The sequence below is a fragment of the Nocardia sp. NPDC057272 genome (assembly GCF_042668615.1).
In the GTDB taxonomy this organism is placed as follows: domain Bacteria; phylum Actinomycetota; class Actinomycetes; order Mycobacteriales; family Mycobacteriaceae; genus Nocardia.
The window spans coordinates 102,366-120,114 of the sequence record NZ_JBHUYK010000013.1; the positions used below are offsets into that span (position 1 = coordinate 102,366).

At 68.8% G+C, this 17,749-nt stretch carries 13 protein-coding genes; 12 read left to right on the top strand and 1 reads right to left on the bottom strand.

Annotated elements, in window-relative coordinates; all coding sequences use genetic code 11:
- The 10 genes from ACFULV_RS19205 to ACFULV_RS19250 all read left to right on the top strand — a co-directional run.
- Window positions 1-2,979, top strand: a 2,979-nt coding sequence (locus ACFULV_RS19205; RefSeq protein WP_378658402.1) for an SDR family NAD(P)-dependent oxidoreductase, incomplete at its 5' end; no start/stop codon positions are given.
- A 29-nt stretch (window positions 2,980-3,008) separates the two neighbouring features.
- A complete protein-coding gene (locus ACFULV_RS19210; protein WP_378658405.1) occupies window positions 3,009-5,237 on the top strand; it encodes a beta-ketoacyl synthase in 2,229 nt (742 codons plus the stop codon).
- Entirely contained in the window at window positions 5,215-6,468 is a 1,254-nt protein-coding gene (locus ACFULV_RS19215; RefSeq protein WP_378658407.1) for an MFS transporter, read from the top strand. The genes ACFULV_RS19210 and ACFULV_RS19215 overlap by 23 nt, the downstream gene beginning before the upstream one ends.
- A 61-nt stretch (window positions 6,469-6,529) precedes the next feature.
- Complete coding sequence (locus ACFULV_RS19220) at window positions 6,530-7,447, top strand: acyl-CoA desaturase (protein WP_378626850.1); 918 nt, start codon at window positions 6,530-6,532, stop codon at window positions 7,445-7,447.
- Between the two features lie 12 nt (window positions 7,448-7,459).
- Entirely contained in the window at window positions 7,460-7,717 is a 258-nt protein-coding gene (locus tag ACFULV_RS19225; RefSeq protein ID WP_378658410.1) for an acyl carrier protein, read from the top strand.
- 2 nt (window positions 7,718-7,719) lie between these two features.
- Window positions 7,720-8,613, top strand: coding sequence for a class I SAM-dependent methyltransferase (locus ACFULV_RS19230; protein WP_378658413.1), 894 nt, complete (start codon window positions 7,720-7,722; stop codon window positions 8,611-8,613).
- Window positions 8,610-9,869 carry a cytochrome P450 gene (locus ACFULV_RS19235; RefSeq protein ID WP_378658416.1) on the top strand — a complete coding sequence of 420 codons (1,260 nt, stop codon included), beginning with the start codon at window positions 8,610-8,612 and terminating at the stop codon, window positions 9,867-9,869. The genes ACFULV_RS19230 and ACFULV_RS19235 overlap by 4 nt, the downstream gene beginning before the upstream one ends.
- Window positions 9,866-10,603 (top strand): thioesterase II family protein, encoded by a 738-nt coding sequence (locus tag ACFULV_RS19240; protein ID WP_378658419.1) that lies wholly within the window; start codon window positions 9,866-9,868, stop codon window positions 10,601-10,603. The genes ACFULV_RS19235 and ACFULV_RS19240 overlap by 4 nt, the downstream gene beginning before the upstream one ends.
- 8 nt (window positions 10,604-10,611) lie before the next feature.
- Complete coding sequence (locus ACFULV_RS19245) at window positions 10,612-12,270, top strand: fatty acyl-AMP ligase (RefSeq protein WP_378658422.1); 1,659 nt, start codon at window positions 10,612-10,614, stop codon at window positions 12,268-12,270.
- The gene (locus ACFULV_RS19250) at window positions 12,267-13,475 is read left to right on the top strand and encodes a cytochrome P450 (protein ID WP_378658425.1); all 1,209 of its coding nucleotides are present in this window, start codon (window positions 12,267-12,269) and stop codon (window positions 13,473-13,475) included. The genes ACFULV_RS19245 and ACFULV_RS19250 overlap by 4 nt, the downstream gene beginning before the upstream one ends.
- 3 nt (window positions 13,476-13,478) lie before the next feature.
- Here the strand turns inward: ACFULV_RS19250 and ACFULV_RS19255 are convergent, their stop codons facing one another.
- Entirely contained in the window at window positions 13,479-14,273 is a 795-nt protein-coding gene (locus tag ACFULV_RS19255) for an MBL fold metallo-hydrolase (RefSeq protein ID WP_378658428.1), read from the bottom strand.
- 254 nt (window positions 14,274-14,527) lie between these two features.
- On the opposite strand from ACFULV_RS19255, the gene ACFULV_RS19260 reads away from it, so the two are divergent.
- Together ACFULV_RS19260 and ACFULV_RS19265 are read left to right on the top strand one after the other, a co-directional pair.
- A complete protein-coding gene (locus ACFULV_RS19260; protein ID WP_378626859.1) occupies window positions 14,528-15,292 on the top strand; it encodes a tyrosine-protein phosphatase in 765 nt (254 codons plus the stop codon).
- Between the two features lie 207 nt (window positions 15,293-15,499).
- Window positions 15,500-17,734, top strand: coding sequence for a SulP family inorganic anion transporter (locus tag ACFULV_RS19265; RefSeq protein WP_378658430.1), 2,235 nt, complete (start codon window positions 15,500-15,502; stop codon window positions 17,732-17,734).
- The last annotated feature ends 15 nt before the right edge of the window (window positions 17,735-17,749 follow it).

A 17,749-nucleotide genomic window follows, 5' to 3' on the forward strand; every position in this document is an offset into this window, starting at 1 on the left:
TTGTCGCTGGATCTGGAAGCCGATCTCGGTGTGGATTCGATCAAGCGGGTGCAGATCATGGGTGCGGTCGGTGAGCGTATCGACGGTGTGCCCGCTGTCGGTCCGGAGCAGGTCGCGGAGTTGCGGACGCTGAGCGACATCGTGGATTTCGTCGCCGCGTCGGTCGTTTCGGCACCTGGCGTAGCGCCCGCGACCGAATCGGTGGTCGACGCCGATGCGGTGTGGTCAGTGTTGGTGCAGGTCGTCTCCGAGAAGACGGGCTATCCGACGGAGATGCTGGCGTTGTCGCTGGATCTGGAAGCCGATCTCGGTGTGGATTCGATCAAGCGGGTGCAGATCATGGGTGCGGTCGGTGAGCGTATCGACGGTGTGCCCGCCGTAGGTCCCGAGCAGGTCGCCGAACTGCGGACCCTGAGCGACATCGTCGATTTCGTCGCCGGCTCCGCCGCTCCCGCCACCACCCCGGCTGCCCCCACGGTGGGTGGCGGTTCGGAAGCCGCCGGTGAACAAGAGCTTCAGCCGGGATCCGGCCAGGCCGGGATCGAGAACGATCCGGTGCTGCTGCGGATCGTGCCGGTCGAACTTCCCCCCATCGACCGCGTCGACCAGCCCTACGCGGCGGAGCGGACGGCCCTGATCGTCGACCACGGTGACAACGCCGCGGCGGCTCTCGCGACCGGCCTCGAACAGCAGGGGTGGACCGTGCGCACGGCCGCCGTCGCGGCCCGCGACGACGCCGGAGTAGCCGCATGGGACGGCGCCACCGTACAGGGGGCGATCGAGGCCGCGCTGAAAGATGTCGCGCGGCTGGATCTGTGCCTGACCGTGCTGCCCGCGGACAGCCAGTGGCTGGTGGGCGGTCATCGGCTCGCCGATACGATCCACACCGCCACGCTGGTGCACGACCGCCTGGTGGCGACCGCCGAAGCCGGGACGCGGGCGGCGTTCGTCACGCTCACCCGCATCGACGGGGTGCTCGGCCACCGAGGTGAACGAGCGGCTGCCGCCGCCGTTGTCGGCGGGGTCAGCGGTCTGGTGAAGACCCTCGCGCAGGAAGCGCCCGGAGTGTTCTGCCGGGCATTGGATCTCTCGCCGCTGCTGACCGACGAGGCACTGATCGTCTCCGTCCTCGCCGAACTCGACGACGCCGCGATCGACGCTCGCGAAGTCGGGGTCGACGCCGACCACACCCGCTGGACGCTGCGTCCGCAGGCGGTCGAAAGTTCCGCCTCGGCCACCGAACTCGCCCTCACCACCGACGATGTTCTCGTCGTCACCGGTGGCGCCCGGGGAGTGACCGCGCGGTGTGTTCGTGCACTGGCCGCCCGCACGCCGTGCGAGTTCCTCTTGCTCGGACGCACCGAACTCGAGGCCGAGCCGGAATGGGCGGCGGGCGTCGCCGATGACGCCCTCAAGGCCGCTGCCATCGCCGCTGTGCGTGCCGCGGGTGAGCAGCCGACACCGAAGCAGGTCGACCGCCTCACCCGCAACCTCCTGGCACAGCGTGAGATCCGCGCGACCGTCGATGCCGTGGCCGAGACCGGCGCACGGGTGCGCTACCTCGCGGTCGACATCACCGACGCCGAAGCCACCGAGCGGGCACTCGCACCGGACGCGGGCCGGATCACCGGCATCGTGCACGGGGCAGGCGCCCTCGCGGATTCCCTGCTCCCCGCCAAGACGGCCGACGACATCCGCCTCGTCCTCGCGACCAAGCTGGACGGGCTGTACAACGTGGTCACCGCCCTGCGCGAGGCCACGCTCGGGCACCTCATCCTGTTCGGGTCGGTGGCCGGGGTCTACGGCAATCCGGGTCAGGCCGACTACGCGGTCGCCAACGAAGCCCTCAACCGGGCGGCGGTGAGCTGGCGACGGCAGGGTCTGGCCGGACACGTCACCACCGTCAACTGGGGTGCGTGGGACGGCGGCATGGTGACTCCGCAGTTGCGCGAAGTCTTCCTCGCCCGCGGTGTCGCGCTGCTCGGGATGGACGCCGGAGCCCGGATGTTCGCCGAACAGTTCGCCCCCGGTCGCGCCGACGACGTGTCGGTGCTGGTCGGTCCCGCGGCACCGCTGGCCACGGCCGTGACCCTCACCCCGACCGGCCCTTTCGCTACGCACCGTGATCTCGCGCCGCTGGCCGGGGACGCGGTGATCGGCGATCATCGCGTCGGCAAGTTCCCGGTATTCCCGGCGGCCGCCGGACTCGGTTGGGCGATCAACGTGCTCGAGCGCGCGAACCCCGGCCTGCGGGTGGTGGAATGCACCGGCTTCGAGGTACTGCGGGGCATCGTCTACGACGGCAAGGACGAACGCTCCTACCGGCTCGAGGCGCAGGCGGGGACGGTCGTCGACGACCGTCTCAGCGTCACGGTCTGGATCCGTAGCGACGAACCGGGCAAGACACTGGCGCCGTCGCACTTCACCGGCACCTTCCTCCTCGCCGCTGAAACACGGCCCGCTCCCGTCGTTTCCGATTGGCCGGGCTACGCGATCGGTGTGGGACCGGAGAACGGGCTCGACGTCTACCGTGCCGCGGACCTGTTCCACGGGCCGCTGCTGCAGGGCGTGCGCCGCATTCTGGAACGAGCCGACCGCCGCCTCGTCGTCGAAGGCAAGCTCCCCGACGCCCGCATCGGCACCGGTAACTACGCGGGAGCACTGCACAGTCCGGTGCTGGCCGACGTCGCGATCCAGGCCGGCGCGTTGCTCGGTGTGTGGTTCATGAACTCGGCCTGCCTGCCGCTGTCGATCGGGCGCATCGAGTACTTCGCCCCCTTGCCGGACGACAGTTCGTTCGTGCTGGTGGTCGACGACCTGCGTGCCAACGCGACCGGCACCGAGGTCACCGTGACCGTCACGGCGTGTGATCCGAACGGCACTGTGCTGCAGCGCTACTCCGATCTCGCCGTGATCGCCACCCCGGAGATGACCGAGAAGTTCGCCGAGGCCGTGCGGTTACGCGAGCAGCGCGCGTGAGCATCGTCGATGTGAGGAATGGAGATCCGATGACCATCACACCACTGGACACCCTCGACTTCGACGGTGAGCCCTTCGACGTCCTGGCCTGGTCGCTGGCACTGGAGCCGGCCACCAGCCCCGCCCCCGCACCGTCATCCCCGCCGGCCACGGCACCGGAGGCCCCGTCGCCGAGCTCGGCGGTGCCCGCGGTGCGACACACCACCGCACCGGCACCTTCGGCCCCCGCACCGGCGGGCGACGTGCCTGTCGACCCCATTTCCGCCCTCCTGCACGAGGTCCGGTCCGAGCTGGTGACCGCGCACCTGTCGGCGATGGACGTGCAGACCGCATTGCAGCGGCGCGCCCTCGCAAGTCTCGGTCACGAGGAGCGCGTCGTCCGGACCGACACGGAAATCGCTCCCGTGTCGCCCAGCTGGGCGGAACAGTCCTTCGCGGTGATGGTCGACTACACGCCGGCAACCGGTCTCGCGGTCTCCGCGGCGCCCGGGCACCCGGTGGTCTTCGAGCTGCCTGCGCCCGCGACCACCATGAACGCCTTCAAGTTCCTCGCCCGCACGCCCATCACCACACTGAACGGCACCGACCTCGCCGCGCTGGGCAGGGGCGACATCGCCGCTGTCTTCGGTCCGGCCTACGACCAGGAAGGCGTCAACCCCGACATCCGGCTGACCGACGGCACCCACGGCGCCCTCACCGAGGTGCTCGAGATCGCCGGACGTGAAGGGCCATGGGCCAGAGGCCGATTGTGCGCCACCTGCCGCGTCGACGGCCCCGATCCGGTCACCGCGGCAACCGAGCTCACCTGGCAGGCCGCCCAGGTCTTCGCGGTGCGCGCGGGCTTGCAGCTGTGCCTGGCCGGGGCCCGATTCCAGGCGGGCGAACCCTTCGAGGTGACCGTGTCCGCGCCGATGACAGGCCCCGTCGAGCTGATCGCCGACGTGGTCCAGATCGACCTGCTCCCGCGTCCCTGGCTCCGGATCAACGCCGAGATCCGGTGTGCGGGTGAAGTAGTGGCGCGCGTGCACGGCCTCACCCTCGAGGTCGCGGAGGAACCGGGTCTGCCGATCGGTCCCGAGGCCGGCGGCGAGATTCCCCGATTCCTCGGCCGCCGCAACGCCTTCGGGCAGCGTGCGCTGCTCGGCGAATTCCACATGACCCACAGCGCCCGCGGTGACCTCGGCATCGCGCTCGGCCCCGAGTTCTCGGGCTACGCGGGTCGCAGGGCCACCCGCATGCCCAACCACGGACTCCAGCTCTGCGACCGGGTCATGGCCGTCGACGGACGACGCGGACAGCTCGACGCGGGCAGTTCGCACACCGAGTACGACTCGCCAGCCGACTCCTGGTACTACCTCGAGTCGGCCAACGCCTCCATGCCCAACGTTGTCTACATGGAGACCTCGCTGCAATCGGCGTTGCTGCTCGGCTACTTCCTCGGCGCCACCCTCACCTCGCCGGGGGAGGATTTCAGCCTGCGCAATCTCGACGGCTCCGCGACCGTACTGCGCGAGGTCGACCTGCGGGACAAGACGATTCAGCAGACCAGCAGGCTGATCGACACCACCGTCCTGGTCGGCGTCGTGTTGCAGACGTTCTCCTACGAACTCGCGGTGGACGGTGAACCGTTCTACGCGGGGGAGTCGCTGTTCGGGTTCTTCAACGCCCCGGCGCTGGCGAATCAGAACGGACTCGACAACGGCGAGTTCGTGCCGACGTGGCTCGACAGCCAGCAGCGCCGCCCCGCTGTCCGGGTGATCGACGTGGCGGCCAGGCGCGCCGCGGGCACCGGCATGCCGTGCGCGGTCGGGCACCTGGCGATGCTCGACAGCATCGAGACCGTCGACGGCGCGGGCACATTCGGGCTCGGCTACCTGCGTGCCACCCGCCCGGTCGCCGCCGACGACTGGTTCTTCGGCTACCACTTCTACCTCGACCCGGTGATGCCGGGATCGCTCGGGGTCGAGGCGGTGATCCAGGCGATGCAGGAGTGGACGGTCGACTCCGGCCTCGCCGCCGAGCTGGTCGCGCCGGAATTCGTGCTCCCGGTGGGAGTGTCGATGTCGTGGCGGTATCGCGGGCAGATCCTGGCGACCGACGAGCTGATGACCCTCGAGGTGCACATCAAGAGCGTCGAACGGCGCCCCGGCCGGATCCGGGTGATCGCCGACGCGAGCGTCTGGAAACCGAGTATGCGGATCTACGAACTCATCGATGTCGCCGTGGAGTTGCGCGATGCCGACGCCCAACCCTGGTGAAGCGCACGGGCATCCGGTGACGGACACCGCCGCCGTGCCGTCGTCGATTCGGTGGCTGCCGGTCCTGGTGCTCGCGCTCGGCGCGTTCTGCGCGGGCACCGACAACTACCTCGTCGCCGGGGTACTGGCACCGATGGCGGCCGACCTGCGGGTCTCCGTCGTCGGCGCCGGGTTGTTCGTCACCGGCTACTCGCTGGCCTACGCGCTCGGCGCACCCGTCGTGGTCACTGTGCTGCGGGTGCGCTCGCCACGGCACCTGCTGCTGGCCGCGATCGCGCTGTTCGCCGTCGTCAATCTGCTCGCCGCGGTGGCCTGGTCGCCCTGGGTGATGGCGGTGGCTCGCATCGCGGCCGGGTGCGTCGCGGGGATCTATGTGCCCCTGGCCGCCGCGGCGGCGGCCGGGATGGCCACGGCGGACCGTCGCGGACGGGCACTGGCGGTCATCCTGGGCGGCATCTCGATCGCCACCGTGGCCGGTGTGCCGCTCGGGGTGTGGGTCGCCGGGCTGTCGTCGTGGCGGATGGCGTTCGTCGCCGTCGCCGCGGTGGCGGTGATCACGACTGTCGGTGTGGCACTGACGGTTCCGGCGGGCGACACCACACCCCTGGTGTCGCTGCGTCAGCGACTCGCGCCCTTGCGGCACCCACCGGTGTGGTTGGGGCTCGCGGTGACGATCTCGGGCATGACCGCGGGATTGATGGTCTTCACCTATGTGGGCCCCATCTACGCCGAGGTCCCGGCCGTGGGAGCGGACTACGTCGGCGCGCTGATCATGGCGCACGGCGTCGGCGCGATCTTCGGCCTGTGGGGCGGGAGCGTGCTCGTCGACCGATTCGGCGCCCGGCCGGTCCTGCTCGGCGCGCTGACGATCTTCACCGCGAACCTCGCCTGGCAGCCGATCGCCGCGCACACCTTGGCGAGCACCGTCGCCTTCGTCACGATCTGGGGTGTGGTCGGCTGGGCCTTTCTGCCCGCGCAGCAACACAGCATGATCGCCGACGCCGCCCCCGAGCAGGCGCCGATGTTGTTATCGCTCAACGGCTCGGCGTTGTATCTCGGGGCTGCACTCGGCTCGTCGATCGGTGGAGCCGTCATCGCGGTCTTCGGCGCCGATCACCTCTGGATGTTCGCCACCGGCTTCGGCGCGCTGAGTGTCGCGCTGTCGCTGGTCCGTCATAAACAATTCCGATCCGACGATCGGCAATTGTCACACGCCGTCGCCGACCGCTGAAGCGATGGTTACGGTAATAATGTTGCGCCCGGTTTCTCTACCGCTGAGGTGAAGTGAACAAATGAATCCCGATCCGCGCAGAAAAACGATCAGCAGTCCCTATATTCATCGACTGCAACGACGCCATTTCCTGCTGTTCGATATTCTCCCGATCATCGGCACCGTCGTAGCCTTCGCCTTCCTGCTGGTCCGGCCCTTCGGTCTGCTGGAATTCGCCCTGCTCTTCGGGATGTGGCTGCTCACCGGACTCGGCGTGACCGTCGGCTACCACCGGCTGTTCACCCACCGCACGTTCAAGGCGGCGCCGTGGGTGACCTGGGTGCTCGCGATCCTCGGCTCGATGGCGGGCCAGGGCCCGGTCATCTCCTGGGTCGCGCTGCACCGGCGCCACCACGAGTACAGCGATCGCGAAGGCGACCCGCACTCACCCAACCTCGCCGGAGACGGCCTGCGCGGGGCCCTGCGCGGCCTGGCCCACTCGCATTTCTTGTGGATGCGCCGCCACGAGTACCCGAACGTGGTGCACTACGCACCCGATCTGATCAAGGACCGTGGCCTGGTCCGCATCGCCCGCCTCTACTACTACTGGGTGGCGCTCGGGCTGCTGATCCCGACGGTGATCGGCGGCCTGGTCTCGATGAGCTGGACCGGCGCGGTCGCCGGCCTGCTCTGGGGCGGACTGGTACGCATCTTCGTTCTCGAGCACATCGTGTGGGCGATCAATTCGTTCCTGCACATGTTCGGCACCCGCCGGTACGAATCCCGTGAGAACAGCCACAACGGCGGTGTTTTCGCCCTCGCGACACTGGGGGAGTCGTGGCACAACAATCACCACGCATTTCCCGAGTCGCCCTCTTTCGGGTTGGACTGGTATCGACTCGACCCCGGTTTCTGGCTTATTCGAACACTGTCGTTCTGTGGTCTCGCCTGGGACCTGAAAATGCCCTCCGCCGAACGCATGGCAGCCAAGCGAATCTAAGGAATTCTCACCATGGATACGAGTAAAGAAGCCATTGTCACCTGGTGCCAGGAATACCTCGCGAGTCTGCTCGAGGTACCGGCCGCCACCATCGACCCGGCCACCGATTTCGACCGCCTCGGCATCGACTCGGCCCTCGCCGTGGCGCTGCTGATCGAGGTCGAGGACCGCTACGGCGTCGATCTGGCGCCCGAGGACCTGTTCGACAACCCGAACCTCGACGCCGTCGCCGCCTACCTGCACGAGCAGAGCCGGCGGAGGGTGGGGTAGCGATGTCGGTGCATATCGAGCGGTCCGTCGCGGCCGCCGCAGCGATCCGTCACCACTACGACGCGGGTAACGACTTCTATCGCCTCTGGCTCGACGAGTCGTTGTCCTACTCCTGCGCCCTGCGCGAAAACCCCGATGACACATTGGAACTCGCCCAGGACCGCAAACTGCGATTCCACCTGGACGCGATCGACGCCGAGCACGCCGCCACCGTCCTCGACATCGGCTGCGGGTGGGGCGCGATCCTCGAACGGTTGGCCGGAGCCGGGGTGGCCAGGTCTGTCGGGCTGACACTGAGCCCCGAGCAGGCCGAGTTCGTCCGCGCGCGCGCCTGCCCGGGCGTCGAAGTGCGGACCGAGAACTGGCTGCACTACGAGCCGGACACCCGCTTCGACGGCATCATCTCGATCGGCGCGTTCGAACACTTCGCGACCCCCGACGATTCGCCGGAACAGAAGATCGGTGTGTACCGGGACTTCTTCACGCGGTGCCGTGACTGGCTCGAGCCCGACGGCACGCTGTCGCTGCAGACCATCGCCTACGCGAACATGTCCCGCGACCAGGCCAGCGCCTTCATGCAGCAGGAGATCTTTCCCGACGCCGACCTGCCGACCCTGGCCGAGATCACCGCCGCGGCCGAGGGACTGTTCGAGGTGCGCTCGATCAGCAACGGGCGCCTCGACTACGCCTGGACGTGTGAACAGTGGGCGCGCAGACTGCGGGCCCACCGCGCCGAAGCCGTCGAGATCGTCGGCGCCGACGTGGTCGCCCGCTACGAGCGCTATCTGAAGCTGTCGGCGCTCGGTTTCCGGATGGGCAAGATCGGCCTGCTGCGGCTGGTGCTGGCGCCCTACCGCACCGGATTCTTCACCGAGCGACGCGTGCGGTCGGCATGACCACGCACTCGCCCGATCCCGTCGCACCGACCAGGACCCGGGTTCGGTTCAATCCGTTCAGCGCCGAATTCCGGCACGACCCGTATCCGCTCTACCAGCAGTTGCGCGAGGCCGAGCCGGTGCACCGGACGCTCGGTATGTGGGTGCTCACCCGGCACGCCGAGGCGCGCGGCGTACTGCACGACCGCTCGTTCAGCGCCGGGCTGATCCCCAGTCTGGTGAGCAGGCAGGCCGAGCGGCTCGGGCACTGCAGCGTCGCGCAGATCGAACGCCTCGGGCGTAAGTCGTTGGTGTTCACCGACAATCCCGATCACGCGCGGTTGCGCGGGCTGGTGAACCGGGTGTTCACCGCCCGGTCGGTGGAATCGCTGCGACCGCTGGTGACCCGGGTCGCCGGCGATCTGATGGAGCGAGCCTGGCGCGACGGCGGCTTGGATGTCATCGCCGACCTGGCCGCGCCGCTGCCGGTCGCCGTGTTGTGCGAGTGGATGGATCTGCCCGAGGAACTGCGCGGCCGGGTCGGGCCGTGGACCCACGACATCCGATTCCTGCTCGAACCCGGAATGATGAAGGCCGGGGACTTCGAGCGCGTCTGCGCGGTGGTCGAGGAGTTCGCCGCCGCCATCGACGCCGTGCTGCCCGAACGGCGAGCCCGGCCGGGCACCGATCTGATCAGCCAGTTGCTCGCCGCGCGGACTGCGGGCGGGGATGTGCTGTCCGACGAGGAGCTGGTGTTCGTCTGCATCATGTGTTTCGTCGCGGGCAACGAGACCACCAAATCGCTGATCGGCAACGGAACGCTCGCCCTGCTGCGACACCCCGAGCAGGCCGCGCTGCTGCGCCGCGGACCGGAATCGGTCGAGGCGGCGGTCACCGAGGCGCTGCGCTACGACCCGCCGCTGCAATTGACCAAGCGCCTGGCCACCCGCGATATCCAGCTCGACGGAGCCAGGATCTCGGCAGGCGACCAGATCCTGGTGTGCCTCGGCGCGGCCAACCGCGACCCCGCCGTCTTCACCGGGCCCGACGAGTTCGACCTGACCCGCACCGGCGGTGGACATCTGGGCTTCGGCCACGGTATGCACGGGTGCCTCGGCGGACTTCTCGCCGAACTGCAGGCACAGGTCGCCTTCGAGTACCTGTTCGTCCGTTCCGAACACCTGGAACAACGACCGGCCGAACTCGAGTGGCAAGACCACAGTTTCATCGTGCGCGGCCTGAAGAGCCTTCCCGTCGACGTGCGGCGGGCGCCATGACCGGCACCGGACTGGTCAAATCGTGGTTGCGCAGCGACACCGCGCCCGCCGCGGTGCGGCTGGTGTGCATCCCGCACGCGGGCGCCGGGGCGTCGTCGTTCAACCGCTGGCCAGACCTGTTCGGGCCCGAGATCGGGGTGGTCCGCGTCCAGCTCCCCGGCCGCGAGGACGTCGCGCAGCAGCCGCCGCTGCACCGGGTCGGCGAGGCGGTCGACGAATTGGTCGGCCAGATAACCCAATCGGCGGAAACGCCGGTGGCGATCTACGGCCACAGCATGGGCGCGCTGATCGCCTATGAACTGGCCCGTGCGCTGACCCTCGCGGATCGGCCACCGATCCACCTGTTCGTCTCCGGTCGCCGCGCACCGCACCTGGCGGCGAGTCGCGCGGTCCTGCATCGCCTGCCCGACAACGACTTCGCCGACGCGATGGCGGCGATGGGAGCGTGGGGCGCGGCGGGCCGCAGCGCGAGCTTCCTGCGGTACGCGCTACCGCTGACGCGGGCGGATCTGGAGTTGTCGGAGGAGTACAGCCACCGGCCGCACCCCCGGCTCGCCTGCCCGATCACGACGTTCTACGGCACCGAGGACCCGATCGCCGATCCCGAAGAAGTGTGGGCGTGGGGCACGGTGACCGACGGCCCGTTCGCCACGCACGAGTTCACCGGTGATCACCTGTTCCACCATCGACATCGCGCGGCTATCGCGGCGATCATGACCGCCGCCCTGACCTGAGGACCGACGTGCAGCTATTACCCGACATCCTCGCGCGTCGCGCCGTCGACGAGCCGGACCGCATCGCCTACATCTTCCTCGACGACAACGGTGCCGAGCACACCACCACGACCTATCGCGAACTCCACGACCAGGCGATGGCGGTGGCGCGACTGCTGCGCGCGCGGTGCGAACCGGGCGACCGTGCCCTGCTGGTCTTCCCGCAGTGCGTCGAATTCATCACCGCCTACTTCGGCTGCCTCTACGCGAATATCGTCGCCGTGCCGGTGAATCCGCCGCGGCGCGGCAAGGTTCAGGACGCGACCCGCGCCATCGTCGCCGACTGCGCCCCCACCGCCGTGCTGTCGATCGGGGAGGTGCTCGAGCCCCTGCGATCGGTGCTCGAGCCGCTCTGTACCGCACGGCAGTGGCTGGCCGTCGACGAATTGCCCACGGCGGAAACCGCTTTCACGCCGATGGCGGTGGATCCGGATTCGGTGGCGTTCCTGCAATACACCTCCGGGTCGACCTCAGCGCCCAAGGGCGTGATGGTGACGCATCGAAATCTCGTGGCCAACGAGGAGATGATCCGGCACAGTTTCGGCCACGACCGCGACTCGACCGTCGTCGGCTGGGCGCCGTTCTTCCACGATCAGGGCCTGATCGGCAATGTGCTGCAACCGGTGTACGTCGGCGCGACCTGTATCCAGATGTCGCCGACCACCTTCATCCGACGCCCCCTGCGGTGGCTCGAGGCCATCTCGCGCTATCGCGCGCACACCAGTGGCGGCCCGAACTTCGCCTTCGACGCCTGTGTCGCGCGCGCGGCGGCGGGCGAACTGCCCGATCTGGACCTGAGTTCCTGGAAGGTCGCCTTCAACGGCGCCGAGCCGATCCGGGCGGAGACCCTGGACAGATTCGCGAAAACCTTTGCCCCGCTGGGGTTCAGCGCCCAATCGGTGTTCCCCTGCTACGGGCTGGCAGAGGCCACGTTGCTCGTCTCGGCGAGCGGGAAGGGACGCGGTCCGCGGTTGCTGGACGCCGACATCGACGCGCTCGCCGATCGACGCTACGTCGCGGCCGCGGTGGATCAGGGTCGCACGCTCGTCGGTTCGGGAGTGGTACTGCCGGGTGAGGCACTGCGCATCGTCGACCCGGAGACGGGCGAGCTCTGCGCGCCGGATCGGGCAGGGGAGATCTGGGTGGCGGGTGACCATGTGGCCCAGGGCTATCGGGGCCTGCCCGAGGCGACCGCCGCGACCTTCCAGGCTCGCCTCGCCGACGATGCCGAGCGCGCCTACCTGCGCACGGGCGACCTCGGCCTGGTCGTCGACGGGGAACTGTACGTGGTGGGCCGGCTCAAGGACATGATCATCATCCGGGGCCGCAACTACTACCCGCACGACATCGAGCACACCGTGGCGCGCGCGCACCCGGCGCTACGACCCGGCAGTGGCGCGGCGTTCGCGGTGCCGGGACGCGACGGCGAGAAACTGGTCGTCGTCCAGGAACTCGAGCGCGATGCCGATGCCGATGCCGACGACATCGTGGGCGCCATCCGGGCAGCGGTGACGCAGGAGCACGAACTCGCCGTGGCGGACGTGGTGCTCGCCGCGCCGAACACCGTGCAGAAGACGAGCAGCGGAAAGATCATGCGAGCAGCGGCAAGAAAGCGATACCTGGAATGAGCACCGAGACCTTCGTCTTCGATCCCGCCGCACCGGGATTCGCCGACGACCCCTATCCGCACTACGCCCAGCTGCGCGCCGCCGGACCCGCGCAGCAACATCCGCTCGGATTCTGGATCATCTCCCGGCACGCCGACGTGGCCGCGCTGCAGCGCTCGCCGCACTCCGTCGACGAGCAGCACCTGCGGCATCTGCCCGCGTGGAAGAGCGGCAGCACCGAGGTCCGCAAGGAGAGCCGGGTGATGGGCGGGCTGTCGATGCTGGACCAGGATCCGCCCGACCACACCCGCCTGCGGCGGCTGGTGTCGAAAGCCTTCACACCCCGGTCCATCGAATCGTTGCAGCCCCGCGTCGAGGAACTCGTCGAGGAAGCGCTGGCCCGGATCGCCGCGGCGGGCACGGCGGATGTCATTGCCGAACTGGCCTTTCCGCTGCCGTTCACCATCATCTCGGAGATGCTCGGGATCCCCGTCGGCGAACACACCCGGCTGCGCGAGCTGACCGAAATCGTCGTGCTGGTGTTCGAGCCGTTCGCGAGCGCCGAGACCCAGGACCGAATCAGGGCCGCCAACCAGGAACTGTTCGGGATGGTCCGTGAACTGATCCGCTGGAAGCGCGCCGCCCCCGGCGACGACCTGCTCACCGCGCTGATCAGCGCCGAGGACAACGGCGACATGCTCAGCGAGGACGAGCTGATCTCGCAGGTGATGTTCCTCTACATCGCCGGCCACGAGACCACGGTGACCCACCTCGGCAGCGGAATCCTGTCGCTGCTGCGGCATCCGGACCAGGCACGGCGGCTGCGGACCGAGCCGGACCTGGCGGCCGGCGCCGTCGACGAACTGATGCGTTTCGACACCCCGGTGCACCTGATGCGCCGGATCACCCTCGCGCCGTTGCGCGTCGGCGAGCACGAGATCCCGGCGGGCAGCTGGGTGATCGGCGCACTGGCCGCCGCCAACCGGGACCCGGAATTCTGGGGCGCCGACGCCGACGACCTGCGCCTGGACCGGCCGAACGCGCACCAGAACGTCTCGCTCGGCGCGGGCATCCACCACTGCCTCGGCGCCGCCCTGGTCCGGATGGAGGCGCGGATCGTGTTCCCGCGCTTCGTGGCCCGCTTTCCCGAGGCCGCGGTGGTCGACCAGACCTGGAACGGCCGGATCAACCTGCGAGGCCTCGCGACACTGACGGTCGCGGTGTAGCGCTCAGCTCGGCTGTTCGGCGGGCACCGAGAACCGCATGCCGGGTCGGCTCAGGTGCACGGGCCCATCGAACTCCGCCGACACGTCGTCGCATCGAGCCCGCTGCCATTGCGGCTGTGCCGAGCCGAGATGGGTCAGCACCACCGAGCGCGCACCCGCGGCCGCGGCGGCCCGGCCGACCTCGGTGGCGCACAGATGGCCGTGAGCTGTGTGATCCGGCTCGGCGAGGGTGGACTCGGCGAGAAAGATGTCGACATCGGCGGCGAGCGCGACCAGGTTGTCGTTCCAGCCGGTGTCGCCGGTGAACGCGATACTGCCGGTGGGACTTTCGATCCGGATCCCGCAGGCGGGTTCGGTGTGCACCATGGGCACCAGCTCGATGCTGCAGTCGGTGAGCGTCTGCGTTGCGCCGCGCTCGTATTCGATGACCTCGTAGGCCAGGTCGAACGCCCGATTCAGGTCGGGAAAGGTCTTCACCGGGAACAGCGCGGCGAGCTGATCCAGCCTCGCGCGAGCGCCTTTCGGCACGAACAGCTTGATCCGGCGGTCCGGGGCGCCGGGGGCTCTGCGCATCGCCTGCTTGCCGATGGGCAGCACGTCGTAGCAGTGATCCAGATGCAGGTGGCTGATCACCACCGCGTCGAGCAGGCTCGCGTGCAGGTAGTTGCCGAGCATCACCGCGATGCCGGGACCACAGTCGAGCAGAATTCTCGACTGGCCGGTTTCGACCAGATAGCCCGAACTGGCTGCGCCGTCGGCGGGCATACCGGCTCGGTTTCCGACGATTGTCAGGTGCATGCGACATACCTTTCGACACGGAAGTTTTCGTGCCGACGGTATCGATGAGAACAGCTGCCGCCGACTCGTATCGAATATTTCGATCCGTCCATCGCATTTCGCGATCGAATCGGCATATGAAGTGTTCTGACCTGCGCAAATAGTCGGAAGCTCGTTCGGGGAGAGCGGATTTCGGAATTGCGGGTGCTCGGCACCGAATACCGTTGATCAACGTTCGGCAGCAGGTGCTGCGGAAATTGAGAACGGGGATTGTGATGACCAACGGTGTGAGTTCTGCGATGGGCCGGGAATTGCCGCTGCGCGGTGCGGTGAACGCGCGCGATCTGGGTGGATTGCGCACAGTGGACGGGCGGCAGGTGCGTCGCCTGCGGGTGTTTCGGTCGGATCTGCTCACCCGGCTGGATGCCGGGGACGTGTCGTTTCTGCTCACCGACTGCGGCCTTCGCACGGTCGTCGACCTGCGCGCGCCGGACGAGATCGTCACGGACGGAACGGGTGCGGTGGTCGACGCCGTCGCCGACTACCGGAACCTGCACGTCTACGGCGCGGACCGGGTGCGGCTCGACCTCACCGAGGTCTCGCCCGACGGGAGCATGTTCGATCGGTACTGCGAATACCTCGAGCACAGCAGCGAGAACATCGCCGCCGTGCTGCGTCTGCTCTCGGTTCCGGGGCAGCTGCCCGCGCTGATCCACTGCGCCGCGGGCAAGGACCGGACCGGGGTGGTGATCGCCCTGCTGCTCGCGGTCGCCGGGGTACGCGCGGACGACATCATCGCCGACTACGCCGCGACCACCCCGAACATCGCCGCACTGCGGGCTCGCGACGGCCGGCCTGCCCGACCGGATGACGCGGCCGATCGGCTCCCCGCCTGGGTGTTCGCCGCCGACGCGATCACCATGCGCCAGTTCCTGACCCACCTGGACACCGAGCACGGTGGCCCCACCGCGTGGGCGACCCGTGCCGGTCTCGACCAGGCGACGCAACGGCAGCTGGCCGAGAACCTGCTCTGTGACTGAGGTCACAGAACGACGGCGATTCCGTCCCATTCTTCCCAGAACGTTTTCTAATGCTTGGGAACTTCTTTACTATTAACCCGACTCTGTGTCTGGGGTCCGATCTCTTCGAGCAGTGCTGCAGATCCGCCGTTCGCTCGCAGCTCAGCATCAATTGCCAGTGCATGTTCGACCGATGAACCGGGAGCTCACCCGCCCCGGCGAAGGAGAATGATGACCGACAATGATCCGGGCACCACTACGACCACTACCACCGCGACGGCGCGTCCGATGTCGTGCGCGTCACTGAAATCGGTTCTCCAGCAAGACCTTCCGGCGTCACTGGTGGTCTTCCTGGTGGCCCTGCCGCTGTCGCTCGGCGTCGCACTGGCCTCCGGCGCACCGGTCGTCGCCGGGCTCATCGCCGCCGCTGTCGGCGGGGTGGTCGCCGGGTTGCTCGGCGGCTCGAAGGTTCAGGTCAGCGGGCCGACCGCGAGTCTCGCCGTCGTCGTGGCGGGAGCGGTCCAGCAATTCGGCTGGGCCGCTATGTGTTTCATCACTGTCGGCGCTGGTGTACTACAGATTCTGTTCGGGCTCAGTCGGATCGCGCGCGCCGCGCTGGGAATCGCGCCGGTCGTGGTGCACGCGATGCTCGCCGGCATCGGAGTGGTGATCGCGCTGCAGCAGGTCCACGTCCTGCTCGGCGGCGCGACGGTCAGCTCGCCGTGGGCGAGCATCGTCGCGCTCCCGCATCAGGTGATGTCGGTGCAGAAGGGTGACCTGTTCGTCGGGTTGCTCGTGATCGCCGTGCTGATCGGATGGCAGTATCTGCCGCGCCGGGTACGGGTGGTGCCCGGCCCGCTCGTCGCGGTGGTGGTGGCGACGGTGGTCTCGCTGGTGCTGCCGGTGACGGTGGAACGGGTGCGCCTCGACGGCTCGCTGCTCGACGGCATCGGGTTGCCCGCGCTGCCGCACGGCGGGTGGCTGCCGATCGCGCTCACCATGCTCACCATCGCCCTCATCGCCAGTGTGGAGACGCTGCTCTCGGCTGTCGCGGTCGACAAATTGCGCCCCGATCAGCGCACCGACTTCGACCGGGAACTGCTCGGTCAGGGTGCGGCGAACATGGTCTCCGGCGTGCTGGGCGGCCTGCCGATCGCCGCGGTCATCGTGCGCAGCATCACCAACGCCAACGCGGGCGCCCGCAGCAGGGCGGCCACCGTGCTGCACGGTGGCTGGATCCTGGTGTTCGCGATCGTGCTGGTCGGCCTGGTCCGCCAGATTCCGACAGCGGCGCTGGCCGGGCTGCTGGTGCTGATCGGGGTGCAGCTGGTGAAGCTGGCGCACATCAAGCGTGCCCGCCGCACCGGCGACATCTACGTCTACCTGGTCACCGTCATCGCCGTGGTGGCGCTGAACCTGTTGCAGGGCATGGTGGTCGGACTTCTCGCCTCGTTCGCGCTGCTGCTGTGGCGGGTCGTGAAGTTCACCATCGTCGCGGCGCCGCGCGCCGACGGGACCTGGCTGGTGCGCATCGCGGGCACCTGCACCTTCCTGGCCGCGCCCCGGCTCACGTCCGAACTGGCGAAGGTGCCGGCGGGTGTGGACGTGACCGTCGAACTGAGCGTGGACTTCCTCGACCACGCGGCGTGCGAGTTGCTTTCGGAGTGGGCCGACGCCCGTGAATCCGGCGGCGGCACAGTCGACTTCGTCGAGCTCGGGGCCGCGAGGATGGCCCGCACCCACGACGGGCCCCCCGAACACGGCCATGCGCGGAAAGCGGTCGACGAGGCGATCCGGCCGTGGCGGCGCAGCGGCGGCGTCGACCCGATCGCCGCGGGCATCGCGGCCTACCATCGCCAGCACGCGCACCTGATGCGCCCGCACCTGGACGGGCTGCGGCACCGGCCCGATGCCGACACCTTCTTCCTGACCTGCGCCGACGCCCGCATCGTGCCCAACGTGATCACCAGCAGTGGTCCCGGCGACCTGTTCACGGTGCGCAATGTCGGCAATCTGGTGCCGGTCGGCGGCTCCGACGTCTCGGTGGAAGCGGCACTGATCTACGCGCTCGACAAGCTCGACGTGCGCTCGGTGGTGGTGTGCGGCCACAGTGGCTGCGGGGCGATGGAAGCGCTGTACCGCCAGGTGCAGGCCGGGCCGGGACTCGACGACTGGCTGGCCCATGCCGAGCCAACGCTGGCGGCGTTCCACGCCGGTCACCCCGTTGCCGAGGCTGCCAGGCTGGCGGGCTTCGGTTCGGTCGACCAGCTCGGCATGGTGAACGTGGCCCGGCAGGTGCAGACCCTGATCGACTATCCGGCGGTGCGCAGTGGCATCCAGGAGCGCGGGGTCGCGGTGTCGGGGCTGTTCTTCGACCTGGCGACCGCGCGGGTCATCGAGATCACCGCCGACGGGATCGCCGACTTCGACGAGGCCCGTCGCGCCGCCGCCGAACCGGTGTAGAGCGGGATAGTTGTG